Origin of the sequence: Micromonospora humi (genome assembly GCF_900090105.1) — a bacterium.
Lineage (GTDB): Bacteria > Actinomycetota > Actinomycetes > Mycobacteriales > Micromonosporaceae > Micromonospora > Micromonospora humi.
The window spans coordinates 315,502-338,095 of sequence record NZ_FMDM01000004.1; the positions used below are offsets into that span (position 1 = coordinate 315,502).

The following is a 22,594-nucleotide window of genomic DNA, read 5'->3' on the forward strand; positions in this document are numbered from 1 at the left end:
CGCGTGGACCCCCGCATCCTGGCCCGGCTGCGCTGCCCGGTCTGCGGCGAGCCGCTGGCCGAGGCCACCGCCGGCACCACCCGCGCGCTGCGCTGCCCGCGCGGGCACAGCTTCGACACCGCCCGGCAGGGATACGTCAACCTGCTCGCCGGCCGGGCCCCGCACGCCGGGGACAGCGCGGAGATGGTGGCCGCCCGGGCCGGCTTCCTGGCCGCCGGCCACTACGACACGCTGGCCGCCGCGCTGGCCGCCGCCGCGAGCCGGATCGCGCCCGGGGATCCGTACCCCCTGGTGGTGGAGCCCGGCGCCGGGACCGGCCACTACCTCGCCGCGGTGCTGGCGGCGCTGCCGGACGCCGCCGGCCTGGCCCTGGACGTCTCCAAGCCGGCGCTGCGCCGCGCCGCCCGCGCCCACCCGCGCGCCGCCGCCGCGCTCGCCGACACCTGGCAGCGGCTGCCGCTGGCCGACCGGTCCGTGCGCGTGCTGCTGAACGTCTTCGCGCCCCGCAACGGCCCGGAGTTCCACCGGGTGCTTGACCCGGCCGGCGCGCTGCTGGTGGTCACCCCGACGACCGACCACCTCGGCGAGCTGGTCGAGGCGCTGGACCTGTTGCGGGTGGACCCGGCCAAGGCCGACCGGGTCGCCGACAGCCTGGGCGCCCACTTCGTCGAGGAATCCGCCACCGCGCACCGGTCCCGGCTGTCGTTGACCCGTGCCGAGGTCGGCACGCTGGTCGGGATGGGCCCCAGCGCCTGGCACGCGGACCCGCAGCGACTCGCCGCGCGGATCGCCGCGCTGCCCGAGCCCACCCCCGTCACGCTCGCCGTCCGGCTCGGCACGCACCGACCGCGCTAGGTGGAGAGGTCGACCTCTTCCCAGCCCGGCGGCTCGTCGTGGTACGGCCCGCGCAGCACCACCGCCCACTCCAGCGCCCACCGGCGCTGCCCGATCGCGTTCGCGTCCACCAGCCCGGGCAGCGCCTGCCCGGCCCGCTCGGTCTCCAGGTAGGCCCAGTCCAGGCAGTAGTGCAGGTCGAGCAGCGCGGCCGCGTCGGCGGGATGCTGCGGGGCGGCCAGGATGCGCGCCCGCCACTGCGGGAACGTCTCCCCCGTGACCAGGTTCGGCATCCGCTCGACCAGCCGCTCGTCCACCGGCACGGTCGGGTCCAGCTGCTTGCTCAGGCCGAGCACCCAGGCCAGCGAGAACAGTGCGTCGTGGTGCAGCACGAACGACCGGTGGTCGCCCCGGCCGCCCATCACGAACTGCCACTCCGGCGGCGTCAGCATCTCCACCAGGTGCGACTCCAGCAGCCAGCTCATCGCGGCTTGCGGCGGCATGCCGAAGCAGCGGGCCAGGATCAGGTGCAGCACCGCGATCCGCGCCTCGATCTCCGGCGTGGCACGCAGCTCGATCTCGTCGCCCGGCTCCCAGACCAGCGGGAACTGCGGCGGCGGCAGCGGAAGACCCAGCCGGGACAGCTCGTCGAGACTCGCCTCACGGACGGCCCGGGGGTCGGGAGCGGATACGCGCAACGCCTCAGTCCCTGTCTGCTCGCCTCGGCTCGATGCCGGTCGGTCCCCCTGGCCTGCGAGGATAGCGGTTCCGGCCGGGCCGGCACCATGGCCCGCCGGTCAGCCGATCCGTTCGATCACCAGCGGCGTCGTGGCCGGGGCCGCCGGCGCCACCCGGATCGCGTCGCGTGCCTGCGCCAACGCGGCCGGGATCCGCTCGGCGTGCTCGGCGCGCAGCTCGAACAGCGGGTCGCCGACCTGCACCGGGTCGCCGGGGCGCTTGTGCAGCACCACACCGGCCGGGACGCTGACCGGGTCCTCCTTGCGGGCCCGGCCGGCGCCGAGGCGCCAGGCGGCCACCCCGATCGCGTACGCGTCCACCTCGGCCACCCAGCCGTCCTCGGCCGCGGTGACCAGCTCGACCTCGTTCGCGGTGGGCATCGGGGCATCCGGGTCACCACCCTGCGCCCGGATCATCGCGCGCCACGAGTCCATGGCCCGCCCGTCGCGCAACGCGGCGGCCGGGTCGGCGTCCGGCAGGCCGGCCGCGTCGAGCATCTCCCGGGCCAGCGCCAGCGTCAGCTCCACCACGTCGGCCGGGCCGCCACCGGCCAGCACCTCCACCGACTCGGTCACCTCGACCGCGTTGCCGACGGCCCGGCCGAGCGGGGTGGACATGTCGGTGAGCAGGGCGACCGTCCGCACCCCGTGCGCGCCGCCCAGCTCGACCATGGTGCGGGCCAGCTCGCGGGCGTCGTCGACGTTCTTCATGAACGCGCCGGAGCCGACCTTCACGTCGAGCACCAGCGCCCCGGTCCCCTCGGCGATCTTCTTGCTCATGATCGAGCTGGCGATCAGCGGGATGGCCTCGACGGTGCCGGTGACGTCGCGCAGCGCGTACAGCTTGCGGTCGGCCGGGGCGAGCCCGTCACCGGCCGCGCAGATCACCGCGCCGACGTCGCGGAGCTGGGCGATGAACTCGTCGTTGCTCAGCGCCGCCCGCCAGCCCGGGATCGACTCCAGCTTGTCCAGGGTGCCGCCGGTGTGGCCGAGGCCCCGGCCGGAGAGCTGCGGGACGGCCGCGCCGCACGCGGCGACCAGCGGGGTCAGCGGCAGGGTGATCTTGTCGCCGACGCCGCCGGTGGAGTGCTTGTCCACGGTCGGCCGGGCCACCGGCGACAGGTCCAGCCGCTCACCGCTGGCGATCATCGCGGCGGTCCACCGGGCGATCTCCGGGCCGGTCATGCCGCGCAGCAGGATCGCCATGGCCAGCGCCGACATCTGCTCGTCGGCCACCAACCCCTTGGTGTACGCGTCGACCACCCAGTCGATCTGCCCGTCGCTCAGCACACCCCCGTCCCGCTTCGCCCGAATGACATCAACCGCCGCAAAAGCACTCACCACAAGATCCAATCAGTAATAGCGCGTGGTCCACCCGACCCGCGACCGGTGACCGACGAGGAATCGGGCCGACCGTGACCGGCGGAGGGATCAAGCCTGACCGCCCGGAGCCGGGCACGGTCGGCCCGATTCCCCCACCTCAACCACCCCACCGCTGAGGAATCTCCGACGGAGGCTCCCCCTCACCCGCCCAGAAGATCGCGCCCGACGCGTCCACCACGACCACGCGCGGCGTCCGCGCCATCCCCCACTCGAGGGCCCCGTCGGGATCGTCCCAGCTCGGGCCCTCCTCCAGCACGCCGGTCTCGGCGCCCTCGGTGTCGCCGGCCGACCGCTCCCAGTAGGCCGTCCAGACCTGCTGCCCGTCCGAGAGATCCGGGTGCACGAAGACGGTGCCCCGCCCCCGCCAGGCGGCCAGCCGGTCCGGCACCACGGGCACCGGGTGCTCGCCGGTCACCGCCTCGATGTCGGCCACGTCGAACGCGTGCGGCAGCAGCTCGGCCATCCGCAGCGGCCCGCCGTTGGCCTCGATCAGGCACTCCGGGCCGCCCTGCTCCCAGAGCAGCTGCCGGCACCGGCCGCACGGCATCAGCGGCTGGCCGGTCGCGTCGACGCAGGACAGCGCCACGATCCGGCCACCACCGGTGGCGTGCAGCGAGGAGACCACGCCGCACTCGGCGCAGAGCACCACGCCGTACGCGGCGTTCTCCACGTTGCAGCCGACCACCACACGGCCGTCGTCGACCAGGGCGGCGGCCCCGACCGGGAACTTCGAGTACGGCACGTAGGCGTGCCGCATGACCTCGGTGGCGGCGGCCCGCAGCCGCTCCCAGTCGATCTCCATCACGACTCCCATTCTGCCCAATTCACGCCGATCGGTCGCGGGCGCGTCCGGAGACGACGGTGCCCGGCGGGTCGTCCCCGCCGGGCACGGTGCGTCGCGCGACAATCAGCCCTTGATGTACGGCTTGCCGTCGGCGGCCGGCGCCCGGACCCGGCCGACCAGCCCGGCCACCGCCAGGATCGTCGCCAGGTAGGGCAGCATCGCCAGGAACTGGCTCGGGATGCTGCTGCCGATCGCGCCCAGGTAGGTGGCGAGCTGGTCGGCGAAGCCGAAGAAGAGCGCCGCGAGCAGCGCGCCGGTCGGGCTCCACCGGCCGAAGATCAGCGCGGCCAGCGCGATGAAGCCCTTGCCGCCGATCATGTTCTTGGTGAACGAGTAGAGCGCCAGCGTGTACGACGCGCCGCCGACGCCGGCCACCAGACCGGCCAGGAGCACGTTGCGGTAGCGCAGCCGCAGCACCTTCACGCCGAGCGTGTCGGCGGCGGTCGGGTGCTCACCGACCGACCGGGTGCGCAGGCCCCACCGGGTGCGGAACAGCGCCAGGTGGATGACCAGCACCAGCAGCAGGCCGAGGTAGAGGAAGATGTTGCCCCGGAACAGCGCCGGGCCGAGCAGCGGGATGTCCTTCAGCAGCGGGATCTCCCAGTTGCTGAACCGCGGCGCGCTGTTGTACTTCGTCGCGTCGGTCTGCATCAGCCGCTCGTAGAGGAAGCCGGTGACGCCGACCGCCAGCAGGTTGAGCACGATGCCCATGACCACCTGGTCGACCAGGTAGCGGATGGCGAACACGGCGAGTAGCAGCGAGATGAACGCGCCGCCGAGCGCGGCGGCCACCAGGCCCACCCAGACGTTGCCGGAGATGCTGCCGAACAGCGCGCCGGAGAAGGCGCCCATCAGCAACTGGCCCTCGATCGCCACGTTGACCACGCCGGAGCGCTCACACAGCACCCCGGCCAGCGCGCCGAAGATCAGCGGCAGCGCCAGGACGAACGTGCCGCGCAGCACGTTGACCAGCGGCATGAAGTTGCGCCCCTCGGGGGCGGCGGAGACCTGCCAGCACAGGAAGCTCAGCACGAAGGCGACCAGCCCGGCGCCGAGCAGCACCGTGAACCAGCGCTTGGGCACACCGGCCAGCAGCGCGGCCCCGGTCGCGGCGGCGATGACCCCGAACAGGATCGCGCCGACCGTGCCGTTGATCTCCAGGGCGGCGCCGCCCTCGGTCTCGCTGAGCGTGAATCGGGCCTGCTGGTCGGTGGCGAGCGCGCCGAACAGCACCGCCGCGAGCACGCCCAGCGCCAGCAGGACGGCGCCCGCCTTGCGGGCCCGCGTCCAGAAACCCTCGTCGACCGCGGTGACCGCGACGTCGGGGACAGCCGTGGTGGACATGCTCACCAGCCCTTCGCGAGGCTCGTCTGCAGCCGGGCGGCGCGGGCCGCCCGGAGCTGGAAGATCGCCTTTACCAGGGCGGGCGCGGCGATGAAGATGACGATGAGCGCCTGGAGCACGGTGACCAGCTCCAGCGAGATCCCGGAGTACGACTGCATCCGGTTGCCGCCGGCCTGGAGCGCGCCGAACAGCAGCGCGGCCAGCAGCACGCCCCACGGCTTCACCCGGCCGAGCAGGGCCACCAGGATGCCGTCGAACCCGATCTGCGCGATCACCAGCGGAGTCAGCGCGTTGGCGGTGGAGCCGAGCACCATGTTCGAGCCGCCGAGGCCGGCCAGCAGACCCGCGATCACCATCACCAGCACGTACGTCTTGGTGACGCTGATGCCCGCGGTCCGGGCGGCGTCCGGGTTGGCGCCCACCGCGCGCAGCTCGAAGCCGAGCGTGGAGCGGTTGAGCAGCCAGGCGATGAACCAGGTGGCCAGCACCGCGAGCAGGATGCCGGCGTGCACCCGCAGGTTGTCGCCGAGCAGCCGGGGCAGCTGCGCGGAGGAGTCGACCGGCTTGCTGATCGCGTCCGACCGGGTCGGGTTCTGCACCCCGCTCTGGACGATGATCCAGGACAGGAAGTAGACCGCCACGTAGTTGAGCATGATCGTGTTGATCACCTCGTGGGCGCCGGTGCGGGCCTTGAGGATGCCCGGGATGAAGCCCCAGAGCGCACCGCCCAGCGCACCGGCGATCAGCGCCACCAGCAGGTGCACCCCGGGCGGCAGCGGCAGCGCGAACCCGGCGACGGCGGCCAGGACGACGCCGATGGTCGCCTGGCCCTGGGCGCCGATGTTGAACAGGCCGCCGCGGAAGGCCAGCGCCACCGACAGGCCGGTGAAGACCAGCGGCGCGGTGTAGGTGAGCGTCTCCGAGATCGGACCCATCGCGGCGGTGAAGCCGACCGCGTCCGGGTCGAAGACCGCGCCCTTGAACAGGTTCGCGTACGCCTCGCTGACCACCGTCCAGCTGGCGTTCAACGCGTCCGCCGGTCGGGCGGTGATGTAACCGTAGGTGGCCAGCACCTCCGGGTCGGAGACGATGATCAGCACCGCGCCGACGAGCATCGCCAGCACGACCGCGAGCACGGTCACGGTGACCGTGTTGGCCGCCCAGAGGTTGTCCAGGAAGAGCCGGCCCAGGCTGGGCCGGGGCGCCTCGGCGGGCCGCTGCTTGAGCGCGGTGTCGCCGGCCGGCGCGGTCGGCGTCGCGCGAGCCTCCTCGCGCGCCTGGAGCGCCTCGGTCGCCGGCTCCTTGTCCGGGGAGCCCGACGCCGGGTTCGGGTTCGTCATGCCTCGTCCTCGTTGCCGGGGCCCTCGGGGGCCGGGGCGTCGTCGCCCTCGGGCGCGACGGCGGAGCTGCCCTCGTGCGGGGTCGCGGGCGCGGTGTCCGGGGTGATGCCGGCCATCAGCAGGCCGATCTCCTCACGCGGGGTGTCCGGGCCGACGATGCCGATGACCCGGCCGCGGTACATCACCGCGATCCGGTCGGCCAGGCCGATCACCTCGTCCAGCTCGCTGGAGACGACCATGACCGCGGTGCCGACGTCCCGCTCGCGGATGACCCGGCTGTGGATGAACTCGATCGAACCGACGTCCACCCCCCGGGTGGGCTGGGCGGCGATGAAGAGCTTCAGCGGCCGGGACAGCTCCCGGGCCACGATCACCTTCTGCTGGTTGCCGCCGGAGAGCGTGCCGACCGCCGCGTCGGCCGACGAGGTTCGGACGTCGAACTGCTCGATCCGCTCCTTCGCCGACTTCGCGATCGCGTCCGGCTTCAGCGACAGGCCCCGGCCGAACGGCGGCCGGTCGTAGATGTCCAGCACCAGGTTCTCCGCCACGGAGAACTCCTTGACCAGGCCGTCGACGCTGCGGTCCTCCGGCACGTAGCCGACGCCGGCGCGCAGCACCTTCTTGGTCGACCAACCGGCCGTCGCCTCGCCGTCGAGGTTGATCGTGCCGGCGAGCACCGGGCGCAGGCCCATGATCGCCTCGATCAGCTCGGTCTGGCCGTTGCCCTGCACGCCCGCGACGCCGAGCACCTCACCGGCGTGCACGGTCAGGTCGACGCCGTCGACCGCGCGGACCTGCCGGTCGTCGTCGACGACCAGGCCGGCGACCTCCAGGATCGGCTTGCCCGGGGCGGCGGGCTGCTTGTCCACGGTCAGCCGGACGTTGCGGCCGACCATCAGCGCGGCCAGCTCGTCCCGGCTGGCGGTCGGCTCGGCGGTGCCGACCGTCCGCCCGCGCCGGATCACGGTGATCCGGTCCGCGATCGCCTTCACCTCGCCCAGCTTGTGGGTGATGAACACGATCGACTTGCCGGCGGCCTTGAGCGACCGCATGACGGTGAGCAGCTCGTCGGTCTCCTGCGGGGTGAGCACGGCGGTCGGCTCGTCGAGGATCAGCAGGTCGACGTCGCGGGTGAGCGCCTTGACGATCTCCACCCGCTGCTGGATGCCGACCGGCAGGTCCTCGATCACCGCGTCCGGGTCGACCCGGAGGTTGTACCGCTCGGAGACCTCGGCGACCTCTCGGCGGGCCCGGCGGCGGTCCAGCAGCCCGGCGAAGGGCAGCTTGACCTGCTCGGCGCCGAGCATCACGTTCTCGGCCACGGTGAAGACCGGCACCAGCATGAAGTGCTGGTGCACCATGCCGATCCCGGCGGCGATCGCGTCCGAGGGGCCCTTCAGCTTCAGCGGCTTGCCGTCGACCAGGATCTCGCCCTCGTCCGGCTGGTAGAGGCCGTAGAGCACGTTCATCAGGGTCGACTTGCCGGCGCCGTTCTCGCCGAGCAGGGCGTGGATCTCTCCAGGCTCCACCGTGAGGTCGATGTGGTCGTTGGCGACCAGATCACCGAACCGTTTGGTGATGCCGCGCAGTTCGAGTCTCAGCGCAACCTCCTGGAGTGCGAGCGATGGTGCAGCGTAGCGACTGCCGCGCCGCCACCGCGCCGGGTGGGGGTGTGGGGGGATCACGGTGACCGGCCGCCCCGGGCACGGGGTTGGAGAACCCGTACGCCCGGGACGGCCGGATCGTGCTACCTGGTGCTCGCCGGCCCCGCTGCCGATGATCTCACCGCGGCGGCCGGCGGAGCGGTCACTTGGTCGGCTGGGCCTTCGAGGTGACCGTGATGGTGCCGGCGGCGATGTCCGCCTTGATCTTGTCGACCTCGGCCTTCAGGTCCGCCGGGACCTTGCTGTCGAAGTCGTGGTACGGCGCGATGGAGACGCCGGTGTTGGCCAGGGTGCCCACGAAGCCCGGGGTGGACTGCAGCTTCTCGCCACCGGCGGCCTTCACGACGGCCTCCTTGACGGCCTCCGGGATGTTCTTGACGACCGTGGTCAGGATCGCCGAGCAGTCCGGGGTGCTCTCGCAGCCGTCGACGTCGACCCAGACGACCGAGTACTTGCCGCCCGAGGCCTTGGCGGCGGAGGTGGTGCCGAGGCCGGCGCCGCCGGCGACCGGCATGATGATGTCGGCGCCCTGGGCGACCAGCGTGTCGGACACCTTCTTGCCCTCGTCCTGCTTGACGAAGTCGTTGGTGAAGGAGCCCTTCTGGGTGGCCTTGTCCCAGCCGATGACCGAGACGTTCTTGCTCTTGGCCTTGTTGTAGTAGGCCACGCCGTCGGCGAAGCCGTCCATGAAGATGGTGACCGGCGGGATCGGCAGGCCGCCGTAGGTGCCTACCTTGCCGGTCTTGCTCATCCCGGCGGCCAGGTAACCGGCCTGGAACGCGGCCTGCGCGGTGTCGAACTGCATCGGGTAGATGTTGCCGACACCCGGGTTGGCGTCCACGATCGCGAACTGCTGGTTCGGGTTCGCCTGCGCGGCCGCCTTGGTGGCGTCCGACATCAGGCCACCGACGGCCAGGATGAAGTCGCACTTCTGGTCGACGAAGCCCTTGAGGTTGACCTCGTAGTCCGCCTCGGCCTTCGACTGGACGTTCTTGATGTCGATGTTGTCGTTCTCCTTCTTCGCCTCCTGGAGGCCCTTCCAGGCCGAGGTGTTGAAGGACTTGTCATCGATGCCACCGACGTCGGTCACCATGCAGGCGCTGTACTTCTTGCCGCCAGTGCCGCCGGCGTTGTTGTTGTCGTCGTCCGGAGCCTCACCACACGCGGCGGCGCCCAGCACGAGGCCACCCGCCACGAAGGCGGAGGCGATCCGCATCCCACGCACAGAGCGCAAGACGTCTCCTTCCCATTGCGCCCGCGTCGTGCGCGGTACGCATGCCCTTGCGCCGGCCTGCGGTATGCCGCCGGCGTCCCACGTTACGGACGGGAGCGTACGCCCGCGCCCACCCACCGGCCGACAATCGTGCACGACTGTTGAGCGTCCGTTACCCCGGTGTAACCCTTGGGTGGGGCAGATCACTTTTCCGGCCGGTGGGCGTGCGCGGGCGTGTCCTGAACGTCCGTTTCCCGGCGCGCTCCCGTTGCTCTGCGGGCTACCGCCAGAACACCGCGACCGCCGCGTTGAGCAGCGTCAACCCGATGATCGCAAGGAAGTGCCCGCGGTTCACGGACTCCCGCTTACGGGAGAAGAAGACCATGACGAAGATGAGCAACGCGAGCACCAACTTGGTAACAAGCTTCGCCGGGGCCGGTTCGTCGCCGTCCCGCAGGGGCGCGGAGAGTCCGAGACCGGTCAGGATCTGGATCACCGCTCCCCAGAGCATGGCCGCGTTGATCCGCAGCCGGCCGCTGACGTACTGGGCGATCCCGCCGCCGAGCAGCAGCGCGAAGCCGATCAGATGGACGTAGAGAAGGATCAGTCGAAGAGCTTCCACGCCGGCCATTGTTCCCCATCAACGACGCCGCGTAGTAGTCAGCTCGCCCAGGTGCCGTCATACCGTGACCTGGGCCGCCGCCGGCCGCGCCGCCACCGGCGCCGGGTCCGCGCCGCCGCCCGCCCGGCGGCCGAGCAGGACCAGGGCCAGCCCGACCAGCGCGTACCCGGCGAGCACGGCCAGCGGCCGGCCGGCGCCCGCGCCGTCGAAGAAGGCCGCCGAGCGCAGCAGCGTGCCGCCGGCGCCGACCGGCAGGAACTGCCCGACCGCCCCCCACGGCTGCGGCAGCAGCTCGGGCGCGGCGGCGACCGCGGAGAGCGGGTTGCCGATCAGGAAGACGAGCAGCGCCCCGAGGCCGAGGCCGGCGCGGCCGAGCAGCGCGCCGAGACCCGCCACGGTGCCGGCGGCGGCGAGCGAGAACAGGCCGATCGCGGCCGACTCCCGCCACGGGTCGCCGTCGAGCAGGCCGAGCCAGCCGTGCAGCACCGCCACGCCGGCCGCGCCGGCCAGCACCGCGTACCCGATCAGGCCGGCCAGCCGGGCGCGGCGGCCGGCGACCAGGAGGGTGAGCAGCGCGCCGGCCAGCATGCCGGTGAGCGCCAGTGGCAGGAAGCCCGCGGCGAACCCGGCCCCGCGCGGGTCGTCCGGATCGGTCGGGACGACAGCCGTCACCGGCACCGGCCGGCCGGCCGAGAGCTGGCCGGCAGCCTCGGTGAGCAGGGCCGCCACGGTCGGGCTCGCGGCCGGCGCGGTGTGCAGGGCGACGCCGTCCGGGCCGACCAGGAACGCGGCGTAGACCTCGCGGTCGCGCAGCGCCCGGTCGGCCGCCGCCGCGTCCGGCAGCGTGGTGACCGCGAAGCCGCCGGGGCGGGCCGCGGCCAGCCGGGCGGTCAGCTCGGCGACGGCCGGCGGCGGGCCGGCCACGGCCACCGGCAGGTCGCGCGGCGCGAGGTGCGCGGCGGGCGCCGCGAACAACGGTACGAGCAGTGCCTGCACCACCACCGCCGCGCCGACGAGCAGCGCGGCGAGGGTCCACGGTGAGCGGGGCATCGCGATCTCCTTAAAACGAATGTTCGTTCTCTTGGACTGAGCGTGCGCCGCCACGCGCGCGTTCGTCAAGAACGAACGTTCGCTTTAGAATGTGTGTCGTGCCACGCGTCTCCGAACAGCACCTCGCCGCCCGCCGCCAGCAGATCCTCGACGCGGCCCGGCGCTGCTTCGTGCGCGACGGGTTCCACCACACCTCGATGCAGGACGTGATCAAGGAGGCCGGGCTCTCCGTCGGTGCGGTCTACCGCTACTTCCCCAGCAAGAACGACCTGATCACGGCCATCGCCCAGGCGGTGATCGGCACCGCCGACGCGACCTTCGCCGACCTGTCCACCGCCGACCCGCCGCTGCCGCTGACCGGCGTGCTGGAACGCGCCCTGACCTTCGTCGACACCCAGCTCGGCCCGGACGGCGTGCTGCCGCTGGCCCTGCAGGTGTGGAGCGAGGCGCAGCGGGACCCGGTGCTGGCCGAGTTCGTCGCCGCCACGTACACCCGGCTGCGCGGCCACTTCGTGACCGCCGCCGAGCGGGCCCGCGACGCCGGCGAGCTGCCCGCGGACGCCGATCCCGCCGCCGTGGGCGCGGCGCTGTTCGGGCTGGTGCCGGGCTACTTCACCCAGCGCATCCTCACCGGCTCCCCGGACCGCGCCACCTACCTCGCCGGCGCCCGCGCTCTCCTGCGTTGAGGTGTGAAGAGGGGCCCCTTGTCATGCAGAATGCGTTAACAAGGGGCCCCTCCTTTCACCAGCGCCAGAGCTGGAAGGTGGGGCCGTCCGCGGGCAGGGTGGCGGTGCCGGGGGGCAGCGCGGGCGCGCCGCCGTAGATGTTCTCGGCGGCGGGCAGGCCGGTCAGGTGGACCGGGGCGCCGGGGGCGCGGCGGGCCAGCGCCAGCACCGCGCCGGTCGGCGTCTCGCGGAGGAAGACCAGCGTGTCCGCGTCGGCGTGCACCCACCGCAGGCCGCCGTGCCGCAGCGCCGGCTCGTCGCGGCGCAGCGCCAGCAGCGACCGGTACGCGTCGAACGTGCGCCGGTCCCAGCTCTCCGGCCGGTGCCACGGCATCGGGGTACGCGAGCCCTCCCCGTTGGTGCCGGTGAGGCCCAGCTCGTCACCGGCGAAGACGACCGGGGTGCCGGGCATGGTGGCGAGCAGCCCGGCGGCCACCTCCTGCCGGGCCGCGTCGCCGACCACGGTGCGGATCCGGGCCGAGTCGTGCGAGCCGAGCAGCTGCCACGAGTGCGTGTACGACCGCCAGGAGATCAGCGACCGGTAGGCGTTCATGGTGGCCAGCACCGCGTCCGCGTCCCGCCGCCGCACCCCGCCCGGCGTGCCGAGGAAGTTCGGCACCGGCCCGTCGCCGGCCCGCAGCCAGGACCACACCGGGTCGGTGAAGCCGACGTAGTTCATGGTGCCGTGCCAGCCGTCGCGGTCCAGGTCGCCGGTGTGGTCGTGGCCGTGCTCGGCGAGCAGCAGCCCGTCCGACCGGGTCTCGGCGACCACCTCGCGCAGCAGTCGCGCCACCTCGTGGGTGTACGCGTCCGCGCCGCGCCGGCCGGTCATGTTCGCCACGTCCACCCGCCAGCCGTCCAGCCCGTACGGCGGGCACAGCCAGCGGCGCAGCAGCGAGTCCTCGGCGGTGGCGAAGCGCCGGCGCAGCTCCGCGCTGCCCCAGTTGAGCTTCGGCAGTGACTTGACCCCGTTCCACGACTCGTAGTCGGAGCCGGGCAGGTCGAAGTAGTACAGCTCGCGCTCCGGTGCGTCGACGTCGGAGATCGCGTCGGTGAACCAGCGGTGCGCGTCGCCGGTGTGGTTGCTGGTGATGTCGCCGAGCAGCCGCCAGCCCCGGGCGCGGACCGCGTCGGCGAGCCGGACCAGCGCCGGGTCGCCGCCGAGCAGCGGGTCGACGGTGTCGAAGCTGGACGCGTCGTACCGGTGGTTGGAGCGCGCCGGGAAGATCGGGGTGAGGTAGACGGTGTTGACGCCGAGCCGCTCCAGGTGGTCCAGGCGCTCGGTGATCCCGTCCAGGTCGCCGCCGTAGAACTGGCGGGGCGTCTCCGGGCCCCGGCCGATCACCGGGGTGTCCCAGTCACACGGGATGGCCCAGTCCGGGGCGGTGCGGCCGTCGGCGGCGGCCGAGCGGGCGAACCGGTCCGGGAAGATCTGGTAGATCAGCGCGTCCCGCGCCCAGGCCGGTGGCGGCGCGTAGCTGACCAGCTTGAAGTCGCCGTGGTCCGGCACGTCGTGGCCGGCCAGGCCGGCGGCGTTGAGCCAGCGGGGGCCGGCGTCGCCGTCGAGCAGGAAGCGGTAGTTGCTGACCGGGTTGCGGACCTCGACGTCGGCCCGCCACCACACGTCACCGCCGGCGGTGCGGTCGACGACCGCCTCGGCGAAGTGCGGCTCGCCGTCGCCGGTGGTGCGCACGTGCACCTGGTCGACGCCGGCGCCGGCCGGTACCCGGACGAAGACCGGCACGGTCTGCCCGAGCGCGGGCTCCTGCTCCGGCACGTAGGTGGCGGATCCGTCGTGGTGCGGCTGTAGGGACATGGTGGGGCCTTTCGCGTCGTACCGACAGTGAGTGGGGCGACCGTCGCGATCGGTCACCCGACCGCGACGGTCCGCCCTCCAAACCGCTGTGGTGTACGCCGACACGACGCCCTTGCCGCAGCGTGAGCCGAGGAGGCTCAGCCCTTGACGGCTCCGGAGGTGAGGCCGGAGACGATGTAGCGCTGGAGAAGTTGGAACACCAGCACCGTGGGGATCGCGGTGAGCAGCGTGCCCGCCGCGAACATCCCGAAGTTGTTGTTGCGTTCGCCCGCCACCAGGCCGTACATGCCGACCGCGAGGGTCTTCGACTCGGTGTTGGTGAGGAACACGTTGGCGATGATGAACTCGTTGATCGAGCCGATGAACGCGAGCAGGCCGGTCACCGCCAGGATCGGCGCCACCAGCGGCAGCATGATCCGGAAGAAGACCTGCACGTGCGAGGCGCCGTCCATGGTCGCCGACTCGTCCAGCTCCTTCGGCAGCGTGTCGAAGAAGCCCTTCATCAGCCAGGTGTTGGCCCCCAGCGCACCACCCATGTAGAGCAGGAACAGGCCCCACGGGGTGTTGAAGCCGATCACCGGGTAGAGGTCGGTGAGCGTGGTGAAGATCAGGAAGATAGCCACGATCGCCAGGAACTGCGGGAACATCTGGATCAGCAGCAACGCCAGCAGGCCGACCCGACGCCCGGCGAACCGCATCCGCGAGAACGCGTACGCGGCCAGCGCCGACAGGAAGATCGACGCGAAGCTGGCCACGCCCGCGAGCAGCAGCGAGTTGAGGAACCAGTGGCCGAACGCGGTGCGGTCGAACAGGTTGGTGAAGTTCTCCAGCGACGCACCGGTCGGCAGCAACTGGGTCGAGGAGAGCGTGCCGAGCGGGTTGAGCGCCGCCGAGATCACGAACAGGATCGGGAAGAGGCTGAACACCACGGCCAGCACCCCGACCAGGTGCCGCCAGCCGACCTGGGTGAACCACCGGTTGCGGGTCCGGCCGGCCGGACCGCGACCGGTGTGGCGGTGAGCCGCCGGCGTTTCCGCGAGGCTGGTCACGAGTACACCTCCTCCTGCTTGCGGGTGCGCCGGAAGCTGATCGCCGAGACCGTCGCCACGATCGCGAAGATGAAGATCGAGACGGTGGCCGCCAGGCCGAACTCGGCGCCCTGGGCGCCGAACGCCAGCCGGTAGGTGTAGGTGATCAGCAGGTCGGTGGCGCCGTTGCGCGGGTTGTCCGGCGCGAACGGCCCGCCCTCGGTGGTGAACAGGATCGCGTTGACGTTGTTGAAGTTGTACGCGAACGACGCGATCAGCAGCGGCGAGAGCGCCACCAGCAGCAGCGGCAGGGTGACCGCCTTGAACGACTGCCAGGGCGACGCCCCGTCGACCGAGGTGGCCTCGGTCAACTCCCGCGGGATGGCCTGGAGCGCGCCGGTCGCCACCAGGAACATGTACGGGTAGCCGAGCCAGAGCTGCACCAGCAGCACCGCGATCCGGGCCGACCAGGCACCGCCGAACCAGTCGACGTCCAGCCCGAACAGGTTGTTGAGCAGGCCGAAGTCGGTGTTGAACATGTCCCGCCAGACCAGCAGCATCGCGAACGAGGGCATGGCGTACGGCAGGATCAGCAGCACCCGGTAGAAGTTGGTGCCCCGCATCCGGGGCGAGTGCAGCGCGAGCGCGATGGCCATGCCGAGCAGGAAGGTGAACCCGGTCGAGCCGATCGCGAACGCGAAGTTCCAGGCCAGGGTGCCGAAGAACGGCTTGGAGATGTTCGGGTCGGTGAGTACCGCGCCGAAGTTCTTCAGCCCGACGTTGACCTTCCAGCCCTGGGTGAGCCGCTCGCCGTCGGCGGCCACGAAGGAGCCGATCTTCTCGTCGGCGGTCCAGGTCTTGCCGGTCTCGCTGTCCTTGACGCAGTCGCAGCCGGCGTCGTACGCCCGGGCCGCCTTGCCCTCGTAGGCCCGGGTGAGGCCGTTGGAGCGGATGGCGCCGTCGTCGGTCGGCACGATCAGCGCGGTGATCGCGTCGCTGCGGCCGCTGGCCTGCCCGATGTTCAGCACGGTGTAGCCGTCGGCGGCGGTGATCTTGCCGCTGAGGCTGCTGACGGTGACGTCGGAGGCGTCGAGCTGACGCAGCCCGCCCGCGTCACCGGCGAAGACCTCCTTGGTCTTCGGGTCGCTGAGCAGGAAGGTCAGGGGCCCGGTCGCCGGATCACCGGTGGTGGCGATGGTGAGCGCGTACTCGGTCGAGCCGGGAACCTGCTTCACCGAGGAGGTCTGGATGGCGACGACCGCGTCGTCCTTGCTGCCGCGGTGTCCGTCGCCGAAGTTCGTGAACGCGGTGCTCGCGGTGTAGAGCACCGGGAAGATCTGGAAGGCGATCAGGAAGAGCGTGCCGGGGACCAGGTACTTGGCCGGGATGTGCCGACGGCTCAGGTAGAGGTAGAACAGGCCGGCGGTGGTGACCGTCAGGACGCCCAGTCCGAGCCAGTATCCGGCCTCGATGAGCGGGAACGCCGCCCAGAGCGCGATTCCGGCCACCAGGCCGAGCAGGACCACCTTGACGAGGAGACCGGTCGCGGTGATCGGCGCGTGGTTCCGCGCGGTACGGGAGGAGCGCGGGAGCCCGGGCCGAGCGGGCTCCCGGCCCGGGGTCCGCGTGGCGGACCCCGGGCCGGACAGCGGCTCGCTCATTACTTGATCTGACCCTGGATGGTCTTGCCAGCGGCCGTGATCGTCTTGGCCGGGTCGGCGCCGCCGATGACGGCGGCCTCGGCCTTGCCGAACGGGTCCCAGATCGCGGCCATGGCCGGGATCGCCGGGAGCACCTGGCCGTTCTTGCCGGCCTCGGAGAACTTGGCCAGGTCCGCGTCCTCGCCCTTGACCTGGTCGAAGGCGGCGGTCAGCGCCGGCGGGCGCGGCTCGGCCTTGTAGAGCGCGACGGCCAGCTCGGGCTTGGTCACGTAGTTGGTGACGAACTCCTGGGCCAGCGCCTTGTTCTTGCCCTTGGCGGCGACGTAGAACGCCTGGACGCCCACGAACGGCTGGGCCTCCTTGGCGCCGGCGAAGCCGGGGACCGGGGAGATGTCGTACTTGATGTTGGCCTTCTTGGCGTCGGCGACGGCCCACGGGCCGGAGACCAGGAAGGCGCACTTCTTGCCGGTGAAGGTGGAGATGGCGTTCTCCGGGGTGATGGAACGCTTGAGCGCGCCGTCGCCCTTCTCACCGAGCTTGCCGATCTTCTGGAACGCGGCGATCGACTCCGGCTTGCCCACGCCCAGGTCCTTCGGGTCGTAGTCGCCGTTGGCGGCGGTGCCGAACAGGTAGCCGCCGGCCGAGGTGTACAGCGGGTAGATGTGGTACGCGTCGCCGTTCTGCCCGGACTGGAGGCAGAGGATCTCGGTGGCCTTCTTCTGCGCCTTGAGCTTCTTGCCGGTGGCGACCAGGTCCTCGATCGTCTTCGGCGCCTCGGGGGCCAGCTCGGTGTTGCGGATCAGCGCGACGTTCTCGGTGGCGTAGGGCACACCGTAGAGCTGGCCGTTGAACGTGACGGCCTTGATCGCGGTCTCGTTGAAGCCGGTCTTCTGCTCGGCCGGCAGCTGGACCGGGTCGATGGCGCCGTTCTGGACCAGGTTGCCGATCCAGTCGTGCGCGCCGACCACGACGTCCGGGCCGCTGCCCTGCTGGGAGGCGGTGACGAAGTTGGTCTGCAGGTCCTTGGAGACGGCCTGGACCTCGACGGTCACGCCGTTCTCCTTGCCGAACTCCTCGGCGAAGGGCTTGAGGGCGGCGGTGCGCTTGTCGTCGGCCCAGATGACCAGCTTGCCACCGGTCGCCTTGCTGGCGGACTGCTCGGCGGCCGGCTTGTCGCTGCCGCTGTCACCACAGCCGGACGCGGCGAGCGCCAGGCCGAGGACGGCGACCACACCCGCGGTACGGATGCGCATCGGTACTCCTGTCGTCATGGCGGTCCGCCGGGGGAAGGGCGACCGCCAGTGGAAACCTCTGAAATTTCTTGCTGACCGGCGCGGGGGTACTGCGCCGCTGCTCTCGCATGTTGCGGGGACGTTAGCAAGAGGTTGCAGAGAATGGAAGGGCTTGCAGAAGTGTACGCAAGACTTTGCCGTTGAGCTAAAGTGCCGCCATGCGCGCTCGACTGTCCGACATCGCCCAACAGGCCGAAGTCAGCGAGGCCACGGTGTCGCGGGTGCTCAACGACCGCCCCGGAGTGGCCCCGGAGACCCGGCAGGCCGTCCTCACCGCCCTCGACGTGCTCGGCTACGAGCGCCCGGCCCGGCTGCGCAAGCGCAGCGCCGGGTTGGTCGGCCTGGTCGTGCCCGAGCTGGAGAACCCGATCTTCCCGGCGTTCGCCCAGGTCATCGAGTCGACCCTGGCGCAGAGCGGGTTCACCCCGGTGCTGTGCACGCAGACCCCGGGCGGGGTCACCGAGGACGAGTACGTGGAGATGCTGCTGGACCGCCAGGTCTCCGGCATCGTCTTTGTCTCCGGCCTGCACGCCGACACCGCGGCGAACCACGACCGGTACCGGGCGCTGATCGCCCGGCCGCTGCCGATCGTCATGATCAACGGGTTCGCCCCCAACATCGCCGCGCCGTTCGTCTCCTGCGACGACCGGGAGGCCACCGAGCTGGCGGTCGCCCACCTGGTCGCGCTCGGCCACCGCCGGATCGGGCTGATCACCGGTCCGGACCGGTTCGTGCCGGTGCAGCGCCGGGTGGCCGGCTTCCGGGCCGCCATGTCCCGGCTCGCCGGCGTGGCCGAGAGCGAGCTGGACGAGTTGGCCGAGCTGTCCCTGTTCGGCGTGGAGGGCGGCGAGGCGGCCGCCGGCCGGCTCATCGAGCGGGACGTCACCGGCATCGTCTGCGGCTCGGACCTGATGGCGCTCGGCGCGATCCGGGCCGCCCGGCAACGCGGCCGGTCCGTGCCCGGCGAGCTGTCCGTGGTCGGCTACGACGACTCGCCGCTGATGGCCTTCACCGATCCGCCGCTGACCACCATGCGTCAGCCGGTGACCGCGATGGCGGTCGCCGCGGTGCGGGCCCTGGTCGACGAGATCAACGGGCACGCGGCCCCGCACTCGGAATACCTGTTCCGTCCCGAGCTGGTGGTGCGCGGCTCCACCGCTGTCGCCCGCCCCACCCCCACGGTCAAGCGCCAGCGCCCCACCCCCAGCTCCCTCGCCGTCCCCGCCTGACGCCGACCCCTCGCCCCCGCCGTCCCGCGATCCGGGACGGCTACCCGTGCGTGATCGGCCTGGCCGGAGCGTGATCGCGGTCATTTCTTGCGCAAGGAATGCTTGACTCTTGCAGAGGCGGCGCGGCATTCTGCTCAGACACCCTGTGCCGCCACAGAACGGGAATCGACGCCGATGACCTCCGCCCCCACCCCCGCGCCGCTGACCACCGACGACGACTGGTGGCGCTCCGCGGTCGTCTACCAGGTCTACGTCCGCAGCTTCGCCGACGCGAACTCCGACGGCGTCGGCGACCTCCAGGGCATCCGGGGGCGCCTGCCCTACCTGCGCGACCTGGGCGTCGACGCGCTCTGGCTGACCCCCTTCTACACCTCCCCGCAGGTCGACGCCGGCTACGACGTGGCCGACTACCGCGACGTCGACCCGCTCTTCGGCAACCTGACCGACTTCGATGAGATGATCACCGACGCCCACGCCCTGGGCCTGCGGATCATCGTCGACCTGGTGCCCAACCACACCTCAAGCGCGCACCCGTGGTTCGCCGCCGCGCTCGCCGCCGGCCCCGGCTCACCCGAGCGCGAGCGCTACCTGTTCGCCGACGGCAAGGGCGAGCAGGGCGAGCTGCCCCCCAACGACTGGGAGAGCATCTTCGGCGGCCCCGCCTGGACCCGGGTCGTCGACGGCCAGTGGTACCTGCACCTGTTCGACCCGGCGCAGCCCGACCTGAACTGGCGCCACCCCGAGGTGCGCGCCGAGTTCGAGGACGTCCTGCGGTTCTGGCTGGACCGCGGCGTGGACGGCTTCCGGATCGACGTGGCGCACGGGATGATCAAGGCCGAGGGCCTGCCCGACGTGGGCTTCAACTCGATGACCACCGGGCAGCGCCAGTCGGAGCTGCTCGGCAAGGGCCGGCTGCCCTACTTCGACCAGGACGAGGTGCACGACATCTACCGCGCCTGGCGGCCGATCCTGGACAGCTACCCCGGCGGACGGATGGCGGTCGCCGAGGCCTGGGCCGAGACGCCGCAGCGGCTGGCCCGCTACATCGGTCCGGACGAGCTGCACCAGGCGTTCAGCTTCGACTTCCTCGACGCCACCTGGTCGGCCGACTCGTTCCGCAAGGTGATCGACACGGCGCTTGCCGAGTCGACGATCGTCGGCGCGCCGACCACCTGGGTGCTCTCCAACCACGACCGGCAGCGCCACGTCACCCGCTACGGCGACGGCGAGGTCGGCCTGCGCCGCGCCCGGGCCGCCGCGCTGCTGATGTTCGCGCTGCCCGGCTGCGCGTACGTCTACCAGGGCGAGGAACTGGGCCTGCCGGAGGTGCTGGACCTCCCCGACGAGCTGCGCCAGGACCCGGCGTTCCGGCGCACCGGCGAGAGCCGCGACGGCTGCCGGGTGCCGATCCCGTGGAGCGGCGAGCTGGCCCCGTACGGCTTCGGGCCGGACGGCAGCGAGCTGAGCTGGCTGCCCGCGCCGGCGACCTGGCGGGCCCTCTCGGTGGCCGCCCAGACCGGAACGCCCGGCTCGACGCTGGAGCTCTACCGGGCCGCGCTGCGGATCCGGGGCGAGCACCCCGCGCTGGCCGGCCTCGCCGGCATCACCTGGCTGGAGACCGAGCCCGGCGTGCTGGCGTTCCGTCGCGCCGCCGGTGACACCGAGCTGACCTGTGTGGTCAACCTCAGCGGCGCCGACGTGACCGTGGCCGGCCACGGCCGGCCGCTCGTCGCCAGCGCCGACCTCACCGAGCGGGGCGACGGACACGTCCTGCCGGTGGACACGACCGCGTGGTTCGAACGGCGCTGAGCCGGGTAACCCGCCAACGACCTGGCCGTCCGTTGTGCCCCGCGCCGACGGGCGGCTGGGCTGCCGACCCCTTGTGGTGGGGGGTGAGGTGGTACCGGCCCCCGGGAGTCCGCTCCCGGGGGCCGGTGTCCATCGACGCCCGCGCCGGCGGTCAGCCGCCCTTCGCGGTGAGCAGCGCGGCGATCCGGGCGAACCCGGCCCGGACCTCGTCGCGGTCCGGCGGGCTCGCCGGCTGCGGCTCCGGCTGGCGCTCGGCGGCCAACTCCAGCTCGTCGTCGATGACGTCCTCGAAGTCGCCGTAGAGATCCGCCTGGTCGATCTCGGCCACCTCGTCGGCGGCGGCGATCTGGGCGGCGGCGATCTCGCCGCGGATCTCCTCCGGGGTGAGCGCCGGAAGCAGCGGCTCCACCACCGCCATCAGCTGTTCCTCCGCCACCACCGCCTCGGCCAGCGCCAGCGCGTGCGGTCGTTCGTACGGGCCGCAGACCACCGGCTCCCACTCGTCCTCCGCGCCGAGCGGGCCGAACGTGATGATCCACGGCAGGCCCAGCATCGGCGAGTCGTCCGGCAGGTCCAGTGTCACGAGTGCGCCCACCGGCCCATCATGGTCGCTGCGCGCCCGCGCGGGGACGCCAATCCCCCGACTCTCCCCGCTCAGGCGACCGCTCTCCACCACGCGTACCGGCGTCCAGCGCCGCACGGACCAGGGCGAGCGCCCGCTCCGGCGGGACACCCAGGCGACGCGCCTCGGCCGCGTACCCGGCGGCGGCGCGGTGCAGCCGGTCGGTGGCGTCGTCGCGGCCCGGGGCCACCACGGTGCCGTGCCGGCCCCGGGTCTCCACCAGGCCGGCGGACTCCAACTCGCGGTAGGCCCGGGCCACCGTGTTCACCGCCAGGCCCAGGTCGGCGGCGAGCTGCCGGACCGCGGGCAGCCGGGTGCCCACCGCCAGCCGACCGTCGCCGATGGCGCTCGCGAGCTGCGCGCGCACCTGCTCGTACGGGGGCACCGCCGACTCGGCGTCGACCCGGACGCGCGGGCTCATCCGCCGCCTCCGGGTGTGCCCGGATCGGTCTCCTCGTCGAGCACGTCCGCCTCCACGTCCACCTCCCGCGCCCCGGCCCCACCCTCGGCCAGGTCCACCACCCGGCCGTAGCGGCTGGTGGCGGCGAGCGCGGCGCCGAAGAGCACCAACTGGTTGAGCAGGTAGAGGTAGAGCAGCAGGCCCACCGCGGTGGCCACCACCGTGTAGGCGGGGTTCCGCTCGGTGCGCACCACGTAGTAACGCCCCACGGTGTTGAGCAGGGTGATGCCGATGGCGACGGTCAGCACCGCCGGGCGCAGCCGGCGGCGGCTCATCCGCAGCCGGGGCACGGCCAGCAGCAGCGCGGCGGCCAGCACGGCGTTGACCAGCACGCTGAGCACCGCGCTGACCGTGGTCAGGCCGACCGAGCCGGTGCTGCGCAGCAGGAAACGCAGCAGCGACTCCAGCGCGTCGACGGCGGCGACCGAGACGAAGAGCAGCACGAAGACCGCGACCAGCACGCCGAGGTCGACCAGGCGACGCATGACCAGGTTGCCGGGCTGCTGGTTGAAGCCGTACATCAGCCGCTGCGAGGAGCGGATCGCCTCCACCCACCCGATCCCGGTGAAGACCAGGATGATCAGGCCGACCACGCCGACGGTGTTGCTGCTCTCGGCGATCTGCGCCGGGTCGAGGAAGGGCAGGTTCTCCCGGAGGAAGTCGGCCGCCGCGCGGCTGACGTCCTCGTTGTCGCGCAGCACCGCGCCGAAGATCCAGTACGCGACCAGCGCGAGCGCGAACACGGCGAAGAAGCCGTAGTAGGCGATGGCGGCGGCGAGCCGACCGGCGAGCAGGTCGGCGTAGAGCGTCCCGGCCTGCCACAGGTGGTCGAAGACCGGCGAGCGACCACGGGCCGCGTCGATCCGGCGCCCGACCGCCGCCTCGATCCGGCCGAAGACGTTCACCCCGCCATCCTCGCCG

19 protein-coding genes and 1 pseudogene are annotated in these 22,594 nt (G+C 72.2%); 4 read left to right on the forward strand and 16 right to left on the reverse strand.

Annotated features, from left to right (window positions below; genetic code table 11):
- Nucleotides 1-3 precede the first annotated feature (3 nt).
- Nucleotides 4-855 (forward strand): putative RNA methyltransferase, encoded by an 852-nt coding sequence (locus GA0070213_RS09775; protein ID WP_091061045.1) that lies wholly within the window; start codon nucleotides 4-6, stop codon nucleotides 853-855.
- Here the strand turns inward: GA0070213_RS09775 and GA0070213_RS09780 are convergent.
- The 9 genes from GA0070213_RS09780 to GA0070213_RS09820 all read right to left on the reverse strand — a co-directional run bounded on the left by GA0070213_RS09780 (nucleotide 852) and on the right by GA0070213_RS09820 (nucleotide 11,031).
- Nucleotides 852-1,532, reverse strand: coding sequence for a DUF4272 domain-containing protein (locus tag GA0070213_RS09780; protein ID WP_091061048.1), 681 nt, complete (start codon nucleotides 1,530-1,532; stop codon nucleotides 852-854). The genes GA0070213_RS09775 and GA0070213_RS09780 overlap by 4 nt on opposite strands.
- Before the next feature lie 99 nt (nucleotides 1,533-1,631).
- Nucleotides 1,632-2,912, reverse strand: coding sequence for a thymidine phosphorylase (locus GA0070213_RS09785; protein ID WP_091061499.1), 1,281 nt, complete (start codon nucleotides 2,910-2,912; stop codon nucleotides 1,632-1,634).
- A 139-nt stretch (nucleotides 2,913-3,051) separates the two neighbouring features.
- Nucleotides 3,052-3,768, reverse strand: a complete 717-nt coding sequence (locus GA0070213_RS09790) for a cytidine deaminase (protein WP_175441275.1) — start codon at nucleotides 3,766-3,768, stop codon at nucleotides 3,052-3,054.
- A 93-nt stretch (nucleotides 3,769-3,861) separates the two neighbouring features.
- Complete coding sequence (locus GA0070213_RS09795) at nucleotides 3,862-5,142, reverse strand: ABC transporter permease (RefSeq protein ID WP_091061055.1); 1,281 nt, start codon at nucleotides 5,140-5,142, stop codon at nucleotides 3,862-3,864.
- A 2-nt stretch (nucleotides 5,143-5,144) separates the two neighbouring features.
- The gene (locus GA0070213_RS09800; RefSeq protein ID WP_091061059.1) at nucleotides 5,145-6,482 is read right to left on the reverse strand and encodes an ABC transporter permease; all 1,338 of its coding nucleotides are present in this window, start codon (nucleotides 6,480-6,482) and stop codon (nucleotides 5,145-5,147) included.
- Nucleotides 6,479-8,083, reverse strand: a complete 1,605-nt coding sequence (locus GA0070213_RS09805; RefSeq protein WP_091061501.1) for an ATP-binding cassette domain-containing protein — start codon at nucleotides 8,081-8,083, stop codon at nucleotides 6,479-6,481. The genes GA0070213_RS09800 and GA0070213_RS09805 overlap by 4 nt, the downstream gene beginning before the upstream one ends.
- A 205-nt stretch (nucleotides 8,084-8,288) precedes the next feature.
- On the reverse strand, nucleotides 8,289-9,362 hold the full coding sequence (locus GA0070213_RS09810; protein WP_175441293.1) for a BMP family lipoprotein: 1,074 nt from the start codon (nucleotides 9,360-9,362) through the stop codon (nucleotides 8,289-8,291).
- 277 nt (nucleotides 9,363-9,639) lie between these two features.
- Nucleotides 9,640-9,981 (reverse strand): hypothetical protein, encoded by a 342-nt coding sequence (locus GA0070213_RS09815; protein WP_091061503.1) that lies wholly within the window; start codon nucleotides 9,979-9,981, stop codon nucleotides 9,640-9,642.
- A gap of 57 nt (nucleotides 9,982-10,038) precedes the next feature.
- Nucleotides 10,039-11,031: a hypothetical protein gene (locus GA0070213_RS09820; RefSeq protein WP_217628601.1), complete on the reverse strand. Its 993-nt coding sequence runs from the start codon at nucleotides 11,029-11,031 to the stop codon at nucleotides 10,039-10,041.
- 98 nt (nucleotides 11,032-11,129) lie between these two features.
- Between GA0070213_RS09820 and GA0070213_RS09825 the strand changes: the two genes are divergently transcribed.
- Entirely contained in the window at nucleotides 11,130-11,717 is a 588-nt protein-coding gene (locus tag GA0070213_RS09825; RefSeq protein WP_217628602.1) for a TetR/AcrR family transcriptional regulator, read from the forward strand.
- 55 nt (nucleotides 11,718-11,772) lie between these two features.
- On the opposite strand, the gene GA0070213_RS09830 is transcribed toward GA0070213_RS09825, so the two are convergent.
- From GA0070213_RS09830 to GA0070213_RS09845, 4 genes are all read right to left on the reverse strand, one after another.
- The gene (locus GA0070213_RS09830; protein WP_091061070.1) at nucleotides 11,773-13,572 is read right to left on the reverse strand and encodes an alpha-amylase family glycosyl hydrolase; all 1,800 of its coding nucleotides are present in this window, start codon (nucleotides 13,570-13,572) and stop codon (nucleotides 11,773-11,775) included.
- A 137-nt stretch (nucleotides 13,573-13,709) separates the two neighbouring features.
- On the reverse strand, nucleotides 13,710-14,621 hold the full coding sequence (locus GA0070213_RS09835) for a sugar ABC transporter permease (RefSeq protein ID WP_091061073.1): 912 nt from the start codon (nucleotides 14,619-14,621) through the stop codon (nucleotides 13,710-13,712).
- Nucleotides 14,618-16,261, reverse strand: a complete 1,644-nt coding sequence (locus GA0070213_RS09840) for an ABC transporter permease subunit (protein WP_091061077.1) — start codon at nucleotides 16,259-16,261, stop codon at nucleotides 14,618-14,620. Before GA0070213_RS09840 ends, GA0070213_RS09835 begins: the two co-directional genes overlap by 4 nt.
- On the reverse strand, nucleotides 16,261-17,514 hold the full coding sequence (locus GA0070213_RS09845; RefSeq protein WP_091061081.1) for a sugar ABC transporter substrate-binding protein: 1,254 nt from the start codon (nucleotides 17,512-17,514) through the stop codon (nucleotides 16,261-16,263). Before GA0070213_RS09845 ends, GA0070213_RS09840 begins: the two co-directional genes overlap by 1 nt.
- Nucleotides 17,515-17,711: 197 nt before the next feature.
- Here GA0070213_RS09845 and GA0070213_RS09850 point away from each other — a divergent pair, with 197 nt between their 5' ends.
- Nucleotides 17,712-18,782, forward strand: a complete 1,071-nt coding sequence (locus tag GA0070213_RS09850) for a LacI family DNA-binding transcriptional regulator (RefSeq protein WP_091061084.1) — start codon at nucleotides 17,712-17,714, stop codon at nucleotides 18,780-18,782.
- A gap of 174 nt (nucleotides 18,783-18,956) precedes the next feature.
- Entirely contained in the window at nucleotides 18,957-20,591 is a 1,635-nt protein-coding gene (locus GA0070213_RS09855; RefSeq protein WP_091061089.1) for a glycoside hydrolase family 13 protein, read from the forward strand.
- A gap of 151 nt (nucleotides 20,592-20,742) precedes the next feature.
- Here the strand turns inward: GA0070213_RS09855 and GA0070213_RS09860 are convergent, their stop codons facing one another.
- The 3 genes and pseudogenes from GA0070213_RS09860 to GA0070213_RS09870 form a co-directional block, all read right to left on the reverse strand.
- On the reverse strand, nucleotides 20,743-21,186 hold the full coding sequence (locus GA0070213_RS09860; protein ID WP_091061093.1) for a hypothetical protein: 444 nt from the start codon (nucleotides 21,184-21,186) through the stop codon (nucleotides 20,743-20,745).
- A gap of 76 nt (nucleotides 21,187-21,262) precedes the next feature.
- A pseudogene (locus GA0070213_RS09865) lies at nucleotides 21,263-21,634 on the reverse strand (GntR family transcriptional regulator); the annotation flags it as partial.
- Entirely contained in the window at nucleotides 21,631-22,578 is a 948-nt protein-coding gene (locus GA0070213_RS09870; protein WP_091061505.1) for a YihY/virulence factor BrkB family protein, read from the reverse strand. The gene GA0070213_RS09870 and the pseudogene GA0070213_RS09865, both read right to left, overlap by 4 nt.
- Between the last annotated feature and the right edge of the window lie 16 nt (nucleotides 22,579-22,594).

Bases quoted from the DNA above. Each gene is read 5' to 3' on its own strand.
- GA0070213_RS09800 (WP_091061059.1), bottom strand. From the start codon at position 6,482: ATGACGAACCCGAACCCGGCGTCGGGCTCCCCGGACAAGGAGCCGGCG.
- GA0070213_RS09790 (WP_175441275.1), bottom strand. From the start codon at position 3,768: ATGGGAGTCGTGATGGAGATCGACTGGGAGCGGCTGCGGGCCGCCGCC.
- GA0070213_RS09850 (WP_091061084.1), top strand. From the start codon at position 17,712: ATGCGCGCTCGACTGTCCGACATCGCCCAACAGGCCGAAGTCAGCGAG.
- GA0070213_RS09855 (WP_091061089.1), top strand. From the start codon at position 18,957: ATGACCTCCGCCCCCACCCCCGCGCCGCTGACCACCGACGACGACTGG.
- GA0070213_RS09830 (WP_091061070.1), bottom strand. From the start codon at position 13,572: ATGTCCCTACAGCCGCACCACGACGGATCCGCCACCTACGTGCCGGAG.
- GA0070213_RS09795 (WP_091061055.1), bottom strand. From the start codon at position 5,142: ATGTCCACCACGGCTGTCCCCGACGTCGCGGTCACCGCGGTCGACGAG.
- GA0070213_RS09820 (WP_217628601.1), bottom strand. From the start codon at position 11,031: ATGCCCCGCTCACCGTGGACCCTCGCCGCGCTGCTCGTCGGCGCGGCG.
- GA0070213_RS09810 (WP_175441293.1), bottom strand. From the start codon at position 9,362: ATGCGGATCGCCTCCGCCTTCGTGGCGGGTGGCCTCGTGCTGGGCGCC.
- GA0070213_RS09845 (WP_091061081.1), bottom strand. From the start codon at position 17,514: ATGCGCATCCGTACCGCGGGTGTGGTCGCCGTCCTCGGCCTGGCGCTC.
- GA0070213_RS09840 (WP_091061077.1), bottom strand. From the start codon at position 16,261: ATGAGCGAGCCGCTGTCCGGCCCGGGGTCCGCCACGCGGACCCCGGGC.